The following is a 16,425-nucleotide window of genomic DNA, read 5'->3' as shown; positions in this document are numbered from 1 at the left end:
CAAGAGGAGGGGACAGGATGTCATTTGAAGTGCTGTCGGTACTGGGGGTCGGGTTGTTGCTGGGCTTTCGGCACTCCTTTGATCCGGATCATTTCATCGCCGTGTCCACCATTGCCACCCGAACGGGAAATGCGTTGAAATCGGCGGTTTCCGGTATCTTTTGGGGTTCGGGACACACCCTGATGCTGCTGATGATCGGAATGCCGCTGGTGATGATGAAGACGGCGGTGCCGCCCCGGCTCGAGTTGATCATGGAGTGCACCGTGGGGGTGATGTTGATCGTCCTGGGCTGGACCTCGATTCGTACGTTCCGGAAACAGACGGAAGACAAGCGGGGGGGATCTTTTGAAAAACCGGCTCAGCAATTGAACCTCCAATCCTTTTTTGTGGGGATGGTTCACGGAATGGCGGGGAGCGGGGCCCTGGTTTTACTCACCATGAGCACGCTGAAGGATTGGACCGAGGCGGTTTTGTATATCTTGGTGTTCGGTTGCGGCACGGTCGGGGGGATGGCCTTTTTTGCACTGGTCATCGGCTTGCCCTTCACCTTTGCGGGCCGGTTCGACCGACTCCGACGAACCTTGGGAATCGGAGCCGGGGTGGCCTCCCTGCTGTTCGGCATCTTTTACATCCAGGACATCCTTCTCTCTTAGGGGGGTGATGGTTCCAATGTCTTGGGGAGGTGGGAAATTGGGAAGGTTGCAGGATTTTCAACCGGAACTGGATCCGGCGAGCATATACGAACAAAGTTTTTCCATCATCGACCGGGAAGCGGGTTCGCACTCCTTTTCACCGCGGCAATGGAACATCGTCCGGCGGATCATCCATGCCACGGCCGACTTTGACCTGGGTATGGGGTTGCTCTTTCATCCCGGTGCAGTGGAGACGGGCATCCGGGCCCTCCGGGAGGGAAAGAGGCTCGTGACCGACGTGAACATGGTCAAAGCCGGTGTGGAGTCCCAACTGCATGGCCCGGGCAACCGGGTGGTCTGCCGGATCCGCGACCCGGAGGCGGCGGATCTGGCCCTGAGGGAAGGGATAACGCGATCCATGGCGGCGATGCGTCTGTCCGCGGCTGATTTGGAGGGAGCGCTCGCCGTGGTGGGAAACGCTCCGACCGCGTTGGTGGAACTGATCCGGCTCGTGCGGGAGGAGGGGATCCGGCCGGCGCTGATCATGGGTCTTCCCGTCGGATTCGTCTCCGTGGAAGAATCCAAGGAAGAACTGCAAAGGATGACGGAAGTTCCCTGGATCACCAACCGGGGGAGAAAAGGCGGAAGTTCCGCCGCTTCGGCGGCGGTGAACGCCTTGGCCCGAATGGCGACGCACTCCCGCGGGGAGGGATGCGGATGCCTCCCATCGATGTAATCGGAGTCGGGGCGGATGGTGCGGCGGGTCTTGCACCACACCTCCGCATGAAAATCGCCCAGTGTGAACGGCTGTACGGGGGGCGCCGCTTATTGAATATGTTCCCGGAAGGGGACGGGGTGCGGGTGACCATCGGCTCCAATCTTCCGGAAATCGCCCGTCTGCTCTTAAAATACAGGCAGCAAAGGCAGGTGGTGCTGGCGACGGGGGATCCCAACTTCTTCGGAGTGGCCGACTACCTCTACCGCCATGTGGGGCGGGAGCATCTGAATGTCCATCCCCACCTCAGTTGCATCCAGCTCCTGTTCGCCCGGATCCGGGAGTCTTGGCACGACGCCTTTTTGGCCAGCGTTCACGGGCGTTCCGCCTGCGGTCTCACGGATTGGGTGAGGCGGCATCCCAAGGTGGTGCTTCTGACCGACCCGGTTCATCATCCGGGGGCGATCGCCCGTCGCCTCCTCGATCAGGGGATTCAAAACCGCCGAATGGTGGTGGGGGAGAACCTGGGAGCCCCCGGGGAGAAGGTGACGGAGTGGGATCTGGAAGAGGCGGCGGAAAAGACCTTCGCTCCCTTGAATGTGGTGCTGATCCGACGCCTGCCCGGGCGGGAGCCGGAACCGATCCGGAAACCGGAGCCGGTGCTGGGGATCAAGGACGGGAATTTTGCCCAACGGGCGCCGATGAAGGGACAGCTCACCAAGCGGGAGGTCCGGGCCGTCGTGCTGGCCCGGCTGGGTCTGTCAAAGACCTGTGTCCTATGGGACATCGGTGCGGGCTCCGGTTCCGTCGGTTTGGAAGCGCGGGGGGTGATCGGGGAAGAAGGGCGGGTATACGCCGTGGAACGGAATGCCCAAGACGTGGAAAACATCCGGGAAAACGCCCGCCGTCTCCGGCGATCCCTGCACGTCGTTCACGGGGAAGCGCCGGAAGTGCTGGAATCCTTGGAAAATCCCGACGCGGTTTTTATCGGCGGGTCTGGAGGACGGTTGGACCCCCTGCTGTCCGTCTGTGCCGGGCGGTTAAACCCGGGCGGACGATTGGTGATGAACGCCGTCACACTGGAAAACGCGACGGCCGGTTATCGACGGTTGCAGGAGTTGGGACTCGATCCGGATCTGATCCAGTTGCAAGTTTCCAGAAGCCGGCCCATCGCCGGAAAAACCCGGTTGGAGCCGTTGACGCCGGTTTTTCTGCTGACGGGCGAAAAGAGTTCGGGAGGAGGAGAGGCGGGGTGAAACGACGTCCGGGAACGCTGTACGGCATCGGTGTCGGTCCGGGGGAACCGGAGTGGTTGACCCTTCAGGGCCATCGGTTGATCCGGTCTGCCCCCGTGTTGGCTTATCCGGTGAATGCCCGGGGGGAGAGTGTCGCCCTCAGAATCGTGAAACCCTGGATTCCGTCGGCGGATCAGGAGCATATCGGGATGTTTTTTCCCATGACACGTAACCCCGACGAGCGGGATCGGTACAGAGAAGAAGCGGTTCTTCGCCTGCTTCCGTTATTGGAGCAGGGAAAAGACGTCGCCTTTATCACGGAAGGGGACCCTCTCTTCTACAGCACGTTTGGTCACATTCAAAAGGGGATCCGCCGGTTCAACCCGCACATTCCGGTCGAAGCGGTCCCCGGCGTCTCTTCGGTTCACGGGACCGCAGCCCGTCTCACCCTTCCTCTGGCTGAAGGGAAACAGCGGTTGGCGGTGATTCCGGCGACGGAGGAGTGGGAGCGGATGGAACAAATCCTTCTCACTCATGACACGGTGATCGTTTTGAAAGTGGCCCGGTTGTTGGACGGGATGATCAACCTGTTAACCCGGCTGGATCTGGCGGCGGATGCCTGTGTGGTCAGCCATGTTTCCGCCCCCGGGGAAAAAATCCACCGGGATGTGACGTCCCTCAAGGGAATGGCGTTGCCCTATTTCTCACTGATGATCGTCAAAAAAAGGGAAAAGGAGGGGGAAAGCCCGTGGCTCAACCCGTTAAGCGGGGCGTCGTCCATCTGATCGGCGCCGGTCCCGGAGATCCAGAATTGATCACGGTCCGGGGATGGAACATTCTGAAGGAAGCGGATGTCGTCCTGTATGCCGGCTCCCTGGTGAGCAAGGAGTTGGTGGAGGCGGCCCGGCCGGGGGCGGAGAAGATCTCGAGCGCGGATCTCCATTTGGACGAAATGGTGGAGATCATGGTGGAAGCAGCCCGGAAAAACCAGGTGGTCGCCCGGGTTCATTCGGGGGATCCCACCGTCTACGGCGCCATCCTGGAACAGGTGGCGCGTCTACGCAAGCACGGCATTCCCTTCGAGATCGTGCCCGGGGTTTGCTCCGCCTTTGCCGCTGCCGCCCGGGTCGGTGCGGAACTGACCGTGCCGGAGGTGAGCCAGACAGTGATTCTCACCCGGACGGGGGGACGGGCATCCCCGGTTCCCGAGGGGGCGGAGTTGCGGGAGCTGGCCCGGCACCCGGCGACGTTGGCCATTTTTCTGAGTGCGGCTCGGATCCACAAAGTGGCGGGGGAACTGCGGGAAGCAGGGCTGCCCGAAGAGACGCCGGTGGTGGTGGCGGAAAAAGTGACCTGGCCCGGGGAACGCGTGATCCGGACCACTCTGGCCCGCCTGGAATCCCGCATCCGGGAGGCGGGGATCACCCGGCACGCGATGATTCTCGTCGGGAAGGCCCTGGATCCCGGTGAGGCAGGGGAATCCCACCGGTCCCGGCTCTATGATCCGGAATATGCCCACCTGTTCCGGCCGACGGTGAAAGAGGGATGAACCGAACCGTGCAAGAAGCCCGTGACGGGGAAGGAATCGCGCTGCTTGCGGTGACCCGTCGCGGATGCCGCCAGTTGGACCGTCTCCGGCGGGCATGGCCCCGTGCCGATGCCTTCGTTCCCTCGAAATTCGCCGGTGAGACCCGACAAGCGATGGAAGATGGAGCAGGTCGGTTGATTCCCTATCAAGGGCCCCTCCGGTCGTGGTTGAAATCCACCTTCCATCGCTACCGCGGATGGGTGATGTGGGTCGCGGTGGGGGCGGCGGTTCGTACCTTGGCGCCGTTGTTGCGGGGGAAGAAGGAGGATCCCGCCGTGGTGGCAGTGGATGAAGGGAGCCGTCATGCTGTCAGTCTGCTGTCCGCCCACCGGGGCGGGGCCAATCGGCTCACCCGGGAAGTGAGTCACCTGCTCGGGGCCCGGCCGGTGATCACCACCGCCTCCGAGGTGCAGGAAACCCTGGCCGTGGATGAATTGGATCGGGATCGGGGCTGGGTGCCGGGTGACGACACGGGCATGACACGGTTGAGCGCCGCTGTGATCAACGGGGAAACCATCGGAGTGGTTCAGGAAAGCGGCGAAGAGGACTGGCTGCCGGAAGAGGAGGCTCAATCGGGCCGGTGGCTTCGTTTTTCCTCTTTCCGGGAGGCGCTTTCCGCCCCGGAACGGGCGGAAGCCTGGCTGGTCATCACCCACCGTCTTCCGACCGGGGAAGAGCGCCGGCTGTGCTCAAAGGGGGCGGTCTATCACCCGCGGTCCCTCTGTCTGGGGATCGGCTGCAGCCGGGGGACTTCCGCCGATGAGCTGGAGTCCCTGATTCGGGACGTGATGAGCCGGTACCGGCTGGCCTTTGACAGTATTCGCAGTTTGTCCAGCATCACCCTGAAATCGGACGAGCCTGGGTTGCTGGAATTGGCGGAACGCCACGGTTGGCCGCTCCATTTTTATGAAGCCGGGGCATTGAACCGCCTCCCGATTCCGCAGCCTTCCGATGTGGTCTACCGGGTGACGGGAAGCCGCGGCGTCAGCCAGCCGGCGGCCCTGCTCAGCGCGGGGACGGACCGGTTGCTGGTGGAAAAGGAAAAGAGCCGAAACGCGACGCTTTCCATCGCCGTGTACGGCGGGGGAGCGGAAATCAATACCAGATCCGGAGGGATGGATCATGAAGATGACGTTGCTGATCGGACACGGCAGCCGGGACCCGGAGGGGTGTGAAGAGTTCCGGGAAATGGTGGAGAAGATGCGGCAGCGGCTGCCGGACCGGCGGGTGGAGTTCTGTTTTCTGGAATTTGAGTCCCCCAACGTCCGGGAAGGCGTGGACCGGTGTGCGGCCCTGGGGGCGACGGAGGTGACGGCGATTCCGATCATGCTGCTGGACGCTCTCCACTATACCGACGACATTCCCAGGGAACTGGAAAACGCCGGGAAACGGCATCCCGGGCTCTCCATTCGTTACGGCGCCCATCTGGGCTTTCACGAAAAGATGCTGGAAGTGCTCCTTCAATGTCTGCGGGAGGCGGGCGAAGATCCCACAGGGAAGAACGAAGGGGCGGCCGTTTTGATGGTGGGCCGCGGAAGCAGCGATCCCGTTGCCAACAGCAATTTTTTCAAGCTGGCCCGGATGCTTTGGGAACGCACGACCTATGAGACCGTGGAGAGTTCGTTTATCGGACTGACCCACCCCCGGCTGGAACAGGGGATTGACCGCTGTCTTCGTCTCGGGGCCAAGCGGGTGCTGGTGCTGCCTTACTTTCTGTTCACCGGAAAGTTGTACAAACGGATCGCCAAGATCACCCGGGAGCATCGGGAGAAACACCCGTCGGTGGATTTTAAGCTGACCCGCCACTTCGGACTTCACCCCCTGGTTCTGGAGGTGTTGGAGCAGCGGGTGGCGGAGGCGCACGAAGGCACGTTTACGGCCTATGACCATGATTGGATGCGGGACCTGGCGGAGCATCGCTACGGAAAGAGAGGTCATCACCACCACCATCACCATCACGGACACGGCCATTCCCACGAAGAGACGGCCCATGGGGTGAAAGGATGAGCCAAAGGGGAGGGATTCGGATCATCGGCCTGGGACCCGGGGATCCGGGGTTGATGACCCCCCGGGCATCGGAAGCCCTCGAGGGGGCGGAGGTGGTGATCGGATACCGCGGTTATGTGGAGAGGGTGAAACCGCAACTGGGGGATCAACGGGTGATCGCCCGGGAGTTGACGGAAGAAGTGGACCGGGCGCGGGAGGCGTACCGGTATGCCATGGACGGATACCGGGTGGCGGTGATCTCCAGCGGGGACCCGGGAATCTACGCGATGGCCGGGTTGGTGTTCGAGGTGTTGAAAGAAGCTGGCTGGCGGGAAAGAGAAGGCCCCGCCGTGGAGGTGGTGCCGGGGGTGTCCGCGCTTCAGGCCTGCGCGGCCCGGGTCGGTGCGCCTCTGATGCATGATTTTTGCGCGGTCAGCCTCAGCGATCTTCTCACCCCGCGGGATGTGATCCGGCGGCGTCTGCAAGCGGCGGCGGCGGGGGATTTTGTCACCGCTTTATACAATCCCCGCAGCAAGCGTCGGGTGGAACCGATCCGGGAAGCGAAGGACATTTTTCTTCGGTACCGTTCGGGGGAGACCCCGGTGGCTCTGGTCCGGAACGCCTATCGCGAGGGGGAAGAGATCCGGCTCACGGTGCTGGCACAAATGCTTTCCCATCCGGTCGACATGTTGACCACCGTGCTGATCGGCAACTCCCACACGGTCTTTTACGAGGGAAAAATGCTGACCCCGAGAGGTTATCGGGCACGGTATCCACTTTCCGTTTCCGAAAAAAAGGAGGGGAGAGCGTGATCCTGGTGTTGGCCGGCACAGGGGAGGCTTATGACCTGGTCCGCCGCCTGTACGCGTGCCGGCTGTCCTTGGAGGTATCCACAGTGACCGATCACGCCGCCCGGGTTTACCGCCGGGAACACATCCCTGTCCGAACCGGGCGGTTGGACCGGTGCGGGCTCTTGAAATGGATCCGGAAAAAGGGGGGACGGTTGTTGGTGGATGCGACCCACCCCTTCGCCGAGAAGGCTCACTTCGCGGTTCGGGACGCGGCCCGGGCGGCGGGGATTCCCTGTTACCGTCTGGAACGTCCCCCTTTAAACCTGGCCGACGGCTTCGGGCTGCACCGGGTTTCCTCCGACCGGGAAGCGGCCTCCCTGGCGGCCCGTCTGGGAGGAACCGTTTTTCTTACCACGGGGAGCAAAGGATTGCCCGTCTATGCCCGGCGGTTGTCGAAGGCGCCGGGGGTCCGGTTGGTGGTCCGCCTGCTTCCAACGGTGGAAAACCTGCGCCTCTGCGACCAGTGGGAGATCGATCAGTCGAACATCGTGGCGATGCAGGGCCCTTTCGGCAGAGGAATCGACGCCGCCATGCTGCGACATTTTTCGGCCGACGTCCTGATCACCAAAGAGAGCGGAGGGCTCGCCTGGATCCGGGAAAAAATCGAAGACGCCCTGGCGGCGGGACTTCAAGTGGTGGTGGTCGAAAGACCTCCACTGCCCGAGGGGATGCGCGTCTTTCATGACTGCTCCCAATTGGTTCGATCGGTACAGGAACAGGTGGGGATCCCCCATGGATGAGGAGCCGCAAATCCTGGATCACGCTTCCGAAACCCGGTGGGTGGAGGTGGAGGTCCAGGGAAAGATCCAACGTTTGCGCACCGGCTTCACCACCGGGGCTTGTGCCGCCGCCGCCGCCAAAGGGGCGCTGCTTTCCCTGATCAGGCAGTGTCCGGTCCAACGGGTGGACATTCCTCTTCCGGCCGGGTTCCGGGTTTCCTTCCCATTGAAGGAGACGGGATTCGATGCAAATCAGGCGCGCTGCGCAGTGGTGAAGGACGGGGGAGACGACCCCGATGCCACCCACGGGGCGCGGATTGTCGCCACCGTCACCTGGCGGAAATCTCCGGGGGTGGGATTGGACGGCGGGGACGGGGTCGGCAGAGTGACCAAACCCGGGCTGAGTGTTCCCGTGGGGGAAGCCGCGATCAACCCGGTCCCTCGCCGGATGATCCGCCAGGCGGTGAATGAGGTGCCGGGCGCAGAGCTGGAGCGGCGGGGAGTGGAAGTGGTGATCTCTGTTCCGGGCGGGGAGGAAATGGCGAAGCAGACCTTAAACGGCCGCCTGGGAATCGTCGGGGGCATCTCCATCCTGGGAACGACCGGGATCGTCCGCCCCTACTCCACCTCCGCCTACCGGGCCAGTGTGGTGCAGGCTGTCCGGGTGGCGACGGCCAACGGGTGCCGGGAGCTGGTGCTGACCACCGGGGGGCGGAGCGAAAAGGCGGCGATGCGAATGTACCCCCATCTTCCCGAAGAGGCCTTCATCGAGATGGCGGATTTTCTGGGGGACGCCCTGGGAGCCTGCCGAAGCCGTCATGGTGTCGACCGGATCAACCTGGTGGGGATGATGGGCAAGTTCTCCAAAGCGGCCCGGGGGAACGGGAATTTGCACGCCCATCGCGTCTCCGTCGATTTCGAGTTTCTGGCGGACCTCGCGAAAAAAGCGGGGGTCGCGGCGGATGAAATCCGGCGGATCCGGAAAGCCAACACCGCCCATCAGGTGGGGACACGGATGCGCCTTCTGGGGCAACGGTCTTTTTTTGAGCTTCTCTGCCTGTCGATCGTCCAAAAAGTTCGGCAAAAGGTGGGGCGTCCTTTGACGGTGGAAGCCGTCGTCATCACACCCGAAGGGGAGATCCTGGGTCGGCGGTCGATCCGGAACGAAGAGAAAAAGGAGGGGAAGGGATGATTCTTTATCTGACCACGGCGGATACGGATATCCTGACGCTGCGGGAAGCTTATGCAGAACTGCCCGACGGGTTTCCGACGATCCGGACGGCCAATGTGACCGACTGGGCGGACCGGGAGGAAGAGGCGCGGGAATTCCTGGACCGCCGCCTGCCCGTTGCCAGGGTGGTGATTCTCCGACTGTTGGGTGGCAAAAAGGCGCATCCGCCTTCATTTGAACGGGTGGTCCGTCACTGCCGGGAAAAGGAGATTCCGCTGATGGCCTGGCCGGGGGATCAGGAACCGTATCCGGAGCTGCAGGAGGCCACCAACGTGGCCCCGTCCTTGTCCAGTCAGGCGATGCTGTACGCCGTATACGGCGGGGTCCGCAACTTCGTCCAGTTGTTTCGGATGATCAGCGATACGTGGCTGGGAACGGCGTATGGATACGAGGAACCCAGAGACCTTCCCTGGTCCGGAATCTACCGGCCGGGCTCGCTGGAACCTCTGGACCGGCAGGAATGGGAAAAGAACATTCAACCGGAAGAGGCGGCAGCCGTGGAGGGCGAAAGTCCGCCGGTGGTGGGGATCCTCTTTTACCGCGCCCATTGGATGAGCGGCAACACCGACTTTATCGACTCCCTGATGGAATCCCTGCGGCGTCGGGGGTGTGTCCCGCTGCCGGTGTTGACCCAAAGCCTCAAGGCGGGACCCGACGACGGTGTCCAACAAAAGGACTCGGCATGGCCCCTGCTGACGGATCCGTCGGGAAGGCCGGCGGTGGACGCCCTGATTGTCACCATGAGCTTTTCGGTCCACCGGCGGAGTCCCGATGACGCGGGAGAAGGAGAAGAACGCTCCTGGATTGATGGGCTGGACGTTCCGGTGCTGCAGGCCATCGTGTCGCTCCATGAACGGAAACGGTGGGATGAGAGCGACGCCGGGCTCACTCCCCTCGACACGGCGATGAACGTGGCCATGCCGGAGTTTGACGGGCGCATCATCACCGTTCCCTTTTCCTTCAAGGAGACGGTTCGGGAAGATCCCCTCCTCGGCATCCCTCTCCGCCGTTACGTGGCCGCCGGGGACCGGACGGACTTCCTGGCGCGTCTGGCAGCCCGCTGGGCCCGTCTCCGACGCAAACCGGCGGGGGAGAAACGGCTGGCCTTTCTGTTGACGAATGCACCGTCCAAAAACTCCCGGATCGGAAATGCGGTCGGACTGGACACGCCCGCCTCCATGGTCCGGATCCTTCATGCTCTGAAAGAACAGGGCTATCATGTGGGAAATCCGGAGGATCTGCCCCGGGACGGGGATGAGCTGGCATTGAGGCTGATCGAACGTTGCAGCAACGACCGGGGTTATTTGACCGGGGAGCAATTGGCCGGGGCGGAAGGGCATTTGACGAAAGAAGACTACCGCAAACGTTGGGAGCAGATATCGCAAAAGGCCCGCCGGGGGATCGAAGATACCTGGGGCCCGCCGCCGGGGGATGTGTTCCTCCACCTGGACCGGTTGGTGATCCCCGGGATCCGGTTCGGCCACATCTTTGTGGGTCTTCAGCCACCCCGGGGATTCGGAGACAATCCGATCGCGATCTACCACAGCCCCGATCTGGTTCCCACCCATCACTACACGGCCTACTATCATTGGCTCCGTGAGAGCTTCGGGGCCGATGCGGTGGTCCATGTGGGAAAACACGGAACCCTGGAGTGGCTGCCGGGGAAAGGAACGGGCCTCTCCGTTTCCTGTTATCCGGAAGTGGTGTTGGATGACCTTCCCCACTTCTACCCCTACATCATCAATAATCCGGGGGAAGGAACCCAGGCCAAACGGCGCAGCCACGCCACCATCGTCGACCATTTGGTTCCGGTGCTGACCCAGGCCGACACTTACGATGAGCTGGACAAACTGGAACAGCTGATGGACGAACATGCGCAGATGCAACCCCTGGATCCCAAAAAACTCCCCCTGATCGAAAAAGAAATCTGGGATACGGTGGTTCAGGCCCGGCTGGACCGGGATCTGAACCGGGACGAGTACCCCGAGGATTTCGAGGCGTTTATGGAAGAGATCGACGGGTATATCTGCGAGTTGAAGTCCGCCCAGATCCGGGACGGTCTCCACGTGATGGGCCGGCTGCCGGAAACGGAGGAGGCTTGGACCGATCTGCTGTACAGTCTTCTTCAACTGCCGACGGGTTCGGTGCCCTCCTTGCCCGAGGCGGTCTGCCGCGACCTCGGCCTGGACTGGGACGGGCTCCAAAACGATCTGGGAAAGCGGTGGCCAGGTTCACTCCCGGTGGCGGATCCCTGGTTTGGCGGGGTGCGCACAGTGGGGGATGTCCGCGAGGAGGTCATCCGCCTGTCCAAGGCGGCACTGGCGGAAAAGGTGATCCGGCCGGCCGGTGTGGTCCCGGGTAACCCCGGGTCCACCGCGGAGGGCGGCTCCGAAACGGATGCCCTCCTGCCGGCGCAGGAGGGAAGGACGGAAAGCGTGCTCGGGTATGCCCGGGACCGCCTGCTCCCCAAGCTTTTGGAGACGCCGGCGGAAATCGGGAACCTGCTGCACGAGCTGGAAGGGGGGCTCGTCCCCGCCGGTCCCAGCGGCTCCCCGACCCGGGGGATGCCGGACATCCTGCCGACGGGGCGCAACTTTTATTCCGTGGATCCCCACTCCCTTCCTTCCCCCGGCGCCTGGGAAGTGGGCCGGCAGCTGGCCGAAGAGCTCATCCGGCGGTATCGGGAGGAAGAAGGGGAGCCTCCCCGCACGGTGGGGCTCGTGATGTGGGGGACCTCCGCCATGCGCACCCGCGGAGATGACATCGCCCAAGTGCTGGCGCTGCTGGGGGTTCGGCCGGTTTGGCGGGACGAAAGCCGCCGGGTGGTCGATTTGGAAGTGATCCCCCTGGAAGAGCTGGGACGTCCCCGGGTGGACGTCACCGTCCGGATCAGCGGGTTTTTCCGGGACGCCTTTCCCAATCTGGTCCGGATGATCAACCGGGCGGTGGAAATGGTGAACGGTCTGGATGAACGGGCGGAAGACAACCCCCTGGCCGCACGGGTGGCCGAGGAGACGGAGGAAAAGGTGGCGTCCGGGCTTTCCCGGGAAGAAGCCCGGGAGACTTCCCTGTACCGGGTGTTCGGCAGCAAACCCGGCACCTACGGAGCCGGGATGCTGCCTCTGATTGAAAGCCGCCAGTGGCGGGACGACCGGGATCTGGCCCGGGTCTACACCACCTGGTCCGGGTATGCGTATACGGAGAAGGAATACGGAAAGCCGGCGGCCGCCGAATTTGAAAACCGTCTGCGCCGGGTGCAGGTGGCCACCAAAAATCAGGATAACCGGGAACACGACATTTTCGACAGCGACGACTATTTTCAGGAACACGGCGGGATGGTGGCCACCGTTCGATCCCTGACCGGGAAGGATCCCAAAACGTATTTCGGGGATTCGTCCAATCCCCGCCTGATCCGGGTGCGCCATTTAAAGGAAGAGGCGCTCAGGGTGTTCCGGAGCCGGGTGATCAACCCCAAATGGATGAGGTCCGTCCGGCGCCACGGCTACAAGGGCGCCTTGGAGATGGCCAACACGGTGGACTTTTTGTTTGGCTATGACGCGACGGCGAGAATCATCGACGACTGGATGTATGAACAGTTGAGCCGCCGGTATGCGCTGGACCCGGAAGTCCGGCAGTTTTTCGCCCGATCCAATCCCTGGGCCCTCAAAGATATCGCGGAACGCCTGTTGGAAGCCGCCCAGCGGGGCATGTGGAAGGAGCCGGACCCGGAGACCACGGAAGCACTGGCCAAAACACTCTTGGAAGCGGAAAGCCGAATCGAAGGATTCGGAGGAGAAAGGAGGGGGGAAGATGCATGAATCCGGGTATCCTTTTACCGCCATGGTGGGACAGGAAGACCTGAAAACCGCGCTGCTGCTCAATGCCGTCTCGCACCGGGTCGGAGGGGTGCTGATCCGGGGCGAGAAAGGGAACGGCAAAACCACGGCCGTCCGTGCGTTGGCGGAACTTCTTCCGCCGATCCCCGTTGTCCCGGGCTGTTCCCTGGGGTGTGATCCCAACGAACCCTTCACCTTTTGCCCCCACTGTGAAGGAGTCGCATCCGGGGAGCCCCCCCGCCACCGGAAGCCAACCGTGGCGGAACTGCCCCTGGGTGCGATGGAGGACCGGCTCTTGGGCCATCCTGATCTGGAGGCGATGATGAAACGGGGGGAAAAACGGTTCCGCCCCGGCCTCCTGGCCCGTGCTCACCGGGGGATCCTGTATGTCGACGAGGTCAATTTGCTGGAGGATCATCTGGTGGATCTGTTGCTGGATGCGGCCGCTTCCGGTCGCAACCGGGTGGAGCGGGAAGGATTCTCCGTCGTCCATCCGGCGCGGTTTATTCTGGCCGGAACCATGAATCCCGAAGAAGGGGATTTAAGACCCCAGCTGCTGGACCGGTTCGGGTTGTCGGTGGAGGTGAAGACCCCGTCGGATCCCCACCTGCGCTTAGAGGTGATGGAGCGTCGGATGGCCTTTGAACAAGACCCGGAAGGGTTCCGTGCCGCCTGGGCCGATGCCCAGAAAGAGGAGGCGGAACGATTGCGCGAAGCCCGAGAGCGGCTGAACCGGGTCACCATGCCCCGGGAACGGTTGGAGCAGGTGGTGCGCATCTGCACCGAAGCGCTGACCGAAGGGGTGCGGGCGGATCTGGTGATCTGCGAGGCGGCCAAAGCCCGGGCGGCATACTGCGGACGGGATGCCGTCTCTGCCGGGGATGTGAACCTGGCTGCCCGTCTGGCCCTTTCCCACCGGGCACAGCAACCCTGGCAGCCGGATCCCGGCCCTTCCGGTGGAGATTTCCCCGATCCCCCTTCGGGAAAAACGGGCGGCGGGGAAGAAAAGTTGCAGGAATCCCCGGGTGACTCCGAAGCCAGGCAAACCCCTTTGAACGCGGAAGCCCCCTCCGTTCCCGACGGGGCAGGAAGCGAGGGGGAAGCGGTGCCGGGAGCAGCGGCGGCGCCGGAGGAGAGGCCGGAAGGAAGCGCCTCCCGGGAGTCGCCCGAAGCGTTCACGGATGCCGCCGGAAGCCAGGTGAAGGAATCGCTCTTTCCCGTCGGCAGTTGGTTTCGAATTTCTCCCGACGATCGGGAGGCGTCCCCCCGGAGGCGGTCATCCTCCGGACCCCCCCTTTCCCCGTCCCGTACCCGGCGGGCCGGGCGGAGGGAGCATCCCTTCCGGGGGCGCTGTCTGAAAAACCGGCCGTCTCCATCCTTGCAAGGGGCCCGTTCCTTCGACTGGGAAGGGAGTTTGATCGCCGCGTGCGGCAAACGGGGCGGCACCGGCGAGATCCCCCCTTTTCGTCTCCTTCGTCGGGAGGACCTGAGGGAAAAGGTGTTTGTCCAGCCCGACCGGAACCGGGTGCTGTTTCTGGTCGACGCCAGCGGCTCCATGGCGGGCTACGGTCGGATGGAACAGGTGAAGGGGGCGCTCCGCTCCTGGATGGAGGCGTGTTACCGCCGGAGAGAGGACGTCGCCTTGCTCAGCTTCCGAAACGGGGAAGTGACCCGGTGGCTCTCCCCCACCCGAAGCGTGCAAGCTGCGACACAGGCACTGGCGCAGTTGCCCAGCGGGGGCGGAACACCCCTGGCTGAGGCGTTGGAACAGAGTTATCAAAGAATCGGGCAATGGGACACCCGGGGAGGGGAAAGCCGGTTGGTGGTGGTGACGGACGGCCGTCTCAACCTTTCCTCCCGGGAAAACGGTTCTCTGGATGAGGCGTTCCGCCGGGTGCGGGAGGTGGCCGGCAAAATCCGGGAAGCCGGGATTTCCTGTACGGTGGTGGATACAGAGACGGGCCCCCTGCGCCTGGGATGGTGCCGGCGTCTCGCCCGGGAACTGAAGGGAGATTACTTGCACCTGGACCATCTCCGGGATCCGGATGACGGCGGTTTATTCAGAGGAATCGGGTGATGCGGTTGAAAAAGTGTCTGATGTTTCAGGGGACGGGCTCCGACGTGGGCAAAAGCGTCCTGGCCACCGCTTTTTGCCGGATGCTCCGGCAGGACGGCCATTCCGTGGCGCCGTTCAAATCCCAGAACATGGCCCTCAATTCCTATGTGACCCGGGACGGGCTGGAGATCGGACGCGCACAGGGCGTTCAGGCGGAAGCCTGCGGAGTGGAAGCCACGGCGGATATGAATCCGATTCTGATCAAACCCTCCGGCGATACCCGTTCCCAGATCGTGGTCCGGGGGAAACCTCTCGGGGATATGGATGCCCGTTCCTACCGGGAAGATTTTCACCGGGGGGCCTGGGCGGTCATCCTGGATGCCTGGGAGCGCCTGAGGAAGCAGGCGGATGTGATCGTGATCGAAGGAGCCGGCAGTCCGGCGGAGATCAACCTGAAGGACCGGGAACTGGTCAATATGCGTCTGGCCAAAACGATTCAGGCTCCCGTCCTGCTGGTGGCGGACATCGACCGGGGAGGCGTTTTCGCCCAGATCGTGGGAACGATGGAATTGTTGGAACCCGGGGAACGGGAACGGGTCGTGGGTTTTCTCATCAACAAATTCCGGGGAGATCCGTCCCTGCTGGAGCCCGGCCTCCGCTGGCTGGAGGAACGGACCGGCAAGCCGGTGCTGGGGGTGATTCCCTTTTTGCCTGATATCCGCATCGAAGCGGAAGATTCGGTGGCCCTGGATCACCGGCCGCGGATGCGGGGCGAAGGGGAGCGGATCCGGATGGCGGTGATCCGGCATCCCCGGATCTCCAATTTCACGGATTTGGATCCTTTGGAACGGGAGCCGGACGTGGAGCTCGATTATGTGGACCGTCCGGAAAGCCTCGGTTCACCGGACGTGATCATTCTCCCGGGAAGCAAAAATACGGTGGAAGACTGGCTTCATTGGTCCAGGATGCACCTTGCCGACGCAATCCGGCGGAGGATGGAGGAAGGAGCCCGGGTTGTGGGCATCTGCGGGGGATTTCAGATGATGGGAGAAGAAATCCGCGATCCAAGGGGAGTCGAATCCGATCGGAAAAGAGCCGAAGGGTTGAAGGTTTTCCCGCTGGTCACGGACTTTTCTCCGGAAAAACGGACGTTAAGGGTTCGCGGTGTCGTATCCGCCCGGCCGGAAAGCTGGGCATCCCTGAAGGGGCTGCCCGTGTCGGGCTACGAGATCCATATGGGAATTACCCACCCCACTTCGGGCCGGGAACCTTTGCTCCGGATCGCCGCCGAAGGGGAGGCGGAGCGGGCGGAAGGATCCATCACCCCGGACGGGCGGCACTGGGGCACTTACCTCCATGGAATCTTCGACAATGATGCGTTCCGGAGAAGCTGGCTCAACGGCATCCGGCGGGACAAGGGCTGGCTTCCCCTGGAGGAGACGGTCCGGTTCCGGGAGATGAGGGAAGCGGCTTTTGACCGCCTGGCGGATCATGTCCGACAACATGTCGATCTGAAAAGGCTGTACCGGATCCTGGGATGGAGCACGGAACGAGCTTGAGAGGAAGGATGGAGAAT

Annotated in this window: 13 protein-coding genes; all 13 read left to right on the top strand. The window is 62.9% G+C overall.

Annotated elements, in window-relative coordinates; all coding sequences use genetic code 11:
• The first annotated feature begins 17 nt into the window (after nucleotides 1-17).
• The 13 genes from C8P63_RS01885 to C8P63_RS01825 are packed head-to-tail and all read left to right on the top strand — an operon-like array spanning nucleotide 18 to nucleotide 16,408.
• On the top strand, nucleotides 18-653 hold the full coding sequence (locus C8P63_RS01885) for an urease accessory protein UreH (protein WP_108021646.1): 636 nt from the start codon (nucleotides 18-20) through the stop codon (nucleotides 651-653).
• Between the two features lie 37 nt (nucleotides 654-690).
• On the top strand, nucleotides 691-1,368 hold the full coding sequence (locus C8P63_RS01880) for a precorrin-8X methylmutase (RefSeq protein ID WP_245920623.1): 678 nt from the start codon (nucleotides 691-693) through the stop codon (nucleotides 1,366-1,368).
• Nucleotides 1,350-2,603: a precorrin-6y C5,15-methyltransferase (decarboxylating) subunit CbiE gene (cbiE, locus tag C8P63_RS01875; RefSeq protein WP_170109439.1), complete on the top strand. Its 1,254-nt coding sequence runs from the start codon at nucleotides 1,350-1,352 to the stop codon at nucleotides 2,601-2,603. The genes C8P63_RS01880 and cbiE overlap by 19 nt, the downstream gene beginning before the upstream one ends.
• The gene (gene cobI, locus C8P63_RS18880) at nucleotides 2,600-3,367 is read left to right on the top strand and encodes a precorrin-2 C(20)-methyltransferase (RefSeq protein WP_170109438.1); all 768 of its coding nucleotides are present in this window, start codon (nucleotides 2,600-2,602) and stop codon (nucleotides 3,365-3,367) included. Before cbiE ends, cobI begins: the two co-directional genes overlap by 4 nt.
• On the top strand, nucleotides 3,331-4,131 hold the full coding sequence (gene cobM, locus C8P63_RS01865) for a precorrin-4 C(11)-methyltransferase (protein ID WP_108021643.1): 801 nt from the start codon (nucleotides 3,331-3,333) through the stop codon (nucleotides 4,129-4,131). The genes cobI and cobM overlap by 37 nt, the downstream gene beginning before the upstream one ends.
• Nucleotides 4,128-5,345, top strand: a complete 1,218-nt coding sequence (locus C8P63_RS01860) for a cobalt-precorrin 5A hydrolase (RefSeq protein WP_108021642.1) — start codon at nucleotides 4,128-4,130, stop codon at nucleotides 5,343-5,345. The genes cobM and C8P63_RS01860 overlap by 4 nt, the downstream gene beginning before the upstream one ends.
• Nucleotides 5,293-6,177, top strand: a complete 885-nt coding sequence (locus tag C8P63_RS01855) for a sirohydrochlorin chelatase (RefSeq protein WP_108021641.1) — start codon at nucleotides 5,293-5,295, stop codon at nucleotides 6,175-6,177. Before C8P63_RS01860 ends, C8P63_RS01855 begins: the two co-directional genes overlap by 53 nt.
• On the top strand, nucleotides 6,174-6,968 hold the full coding sequence (gene cobJ, locus C8P63_RS01850) for a precorrin-3B C(17)-methyltransferase (protein ID WP_108021640.1): 795 nt from the start codon (nucleotides 6,174-6,176) through the stop codon (nucleotides 6,966-6,968). The genes C8P63_RS01855 and cobJ overlap by 4 nt, the downstream gene beginning before the upstream one ends.
• Nucleotides 6,965-7,747, top strand: coding sequence for a precorrin-6A reductase (cobK, locus tag C8P63_RS01845; protein ID WP_108021639.1), 783 nt, complete (start codon nucleotides 6,965-6,967; stop codon nucleotides 7,745-7,747). The genes cobJ and cobK overlap by 4 nt, the downstream gene beginning before the upstream one ends.
• Entirely contained in the window at nucleotides 7,740-8,918 is a 1,179-nt protein-coding gene (locus tag C8P63_RS01840; protein WP_108021638.1) for a cobalt-precorrin-5B (C(1))-methyltransferase, read from the top strand. Before cobK ends, C8P63_RS01840 begins: the two co-directional genes overlap by 8 nt.
• Complete coding sequence (cobN, locus tag C8P63_RS01835; protein WP_108021637.1) at nucleotides 8,915-12,775, top strand: cobaltochelatase subunit CobN; 3,861 nt, start codon at nucleotides 8,915-8,917, stop codon at nucleotides 12,773-12,775. Before C8P63_RS01840 ends, cobN begins: the two co-directional genes overlap by 4 nt.
• The gene (locus C8P63_RS01830; protein ID WP_108021636.1) at nucleotides 12,768-14,870 is read left to right on the top strand and encodes a VWA domain-containing protein; all 2,103 of its coding nucleotides are present in this window, start codon (nucleotides 12,768-12,770) and stop codon (nucleotides 14,868-14,870) included. Before cobN ends, C8P63_RS01830 begins: the two co-directional genes overlap by 8 nt.
• Nucleotides 14,870-16,408 carry a cobyric acid synthase gene (locus C8P63_RS01825; RefSeq protein ID WP_108021635.1) on the top strand — a complete coding sequence of 513 codons (1,539 nt, stop codon included), beginning with the start codon at nucleotides 14,870-14,872 and terminating at the stop codon, nucleotides 16,406-16,408. The genes C8P63_RS01830 and C8P63_RS01825 overlap by 1 nt, the downstream gene beginning before the upstream one ends.
• Nucleotides 16,409-16,425: the final 17 nt, after the last annotated feature.

Source organism: Melghirimyces profundicolus (genome assembly GCF_003054245.1).
Lineage (GTDB): Bacteria > Bacillota > Bacilli > Thermoactinomycetales > DSM-45169 > Melghirimyces > Melghirimyces profundicolus.
This window is presented reverse-complemented; position numbering and strand designations above follow the sequence as displayed.

Coding starts and splice junctions, on each gene's coding strand:
- C8P63_RS01885 (WP_108021646.1), top strand. CDS start 18: ATGTCATTTGAAGTGCTGTCGGTACTGGGGGTCGGGTTGTTGCTGGGC.
- C8P63_RS01825 (WP_108021635.1), top strand. CDS start 14,870: ATGCGGTTGAAAAAGTGTCTGATGTTTCAGGGGACGGGCTCCGACGTG.
- cobN (WP_108021637.1), top strand. CDS start 8,915: ATGATTCTTTATCTGACCACGGCGGATACGGATATCCTGACGCTGCGG.
- cbiE (WP_170109439.1), top strand. CDS start 1,350: ATGCCTCCCATCGATGTAATCGGAGTCGGGGCGGATGGTGCGGCGGGT.
- C8P63_RS01830 (WP_108021636.1), top strand. CDS start 12,768: ATGCATGAATCCGGGTATCCTTTTACCGCCATGGTGGGACAGGAAGAC.
- C8P63_RS01855 (WP_108021641.1), top strand. CDS start 5,293: ATGAAGATGACGTTGCTGATCGGACACGGCAGCCGGGACCCGGAGGGG.
- C8P63_RS01840 (WP_108021638.1), top strand. CDS start 7,740: ATGGATGAGGAGCCGCAAATCCTGGATCACGCTTCCGAAACCCGGTGG.
- cobJ (WP_108021640.1), top strand. CDS start 6,174: ATGAGCCAAAGGGGAGGGATTCGGATCATCGGCCTGGGACCCGGGGAT.
- C8P63_RS01860 (WP_108021642.1), top strand. CDS start 4,128: ATGAACCGAACCGTGCAAGAAGCCCGTGACGGGGAAGGAATCGCGCTG.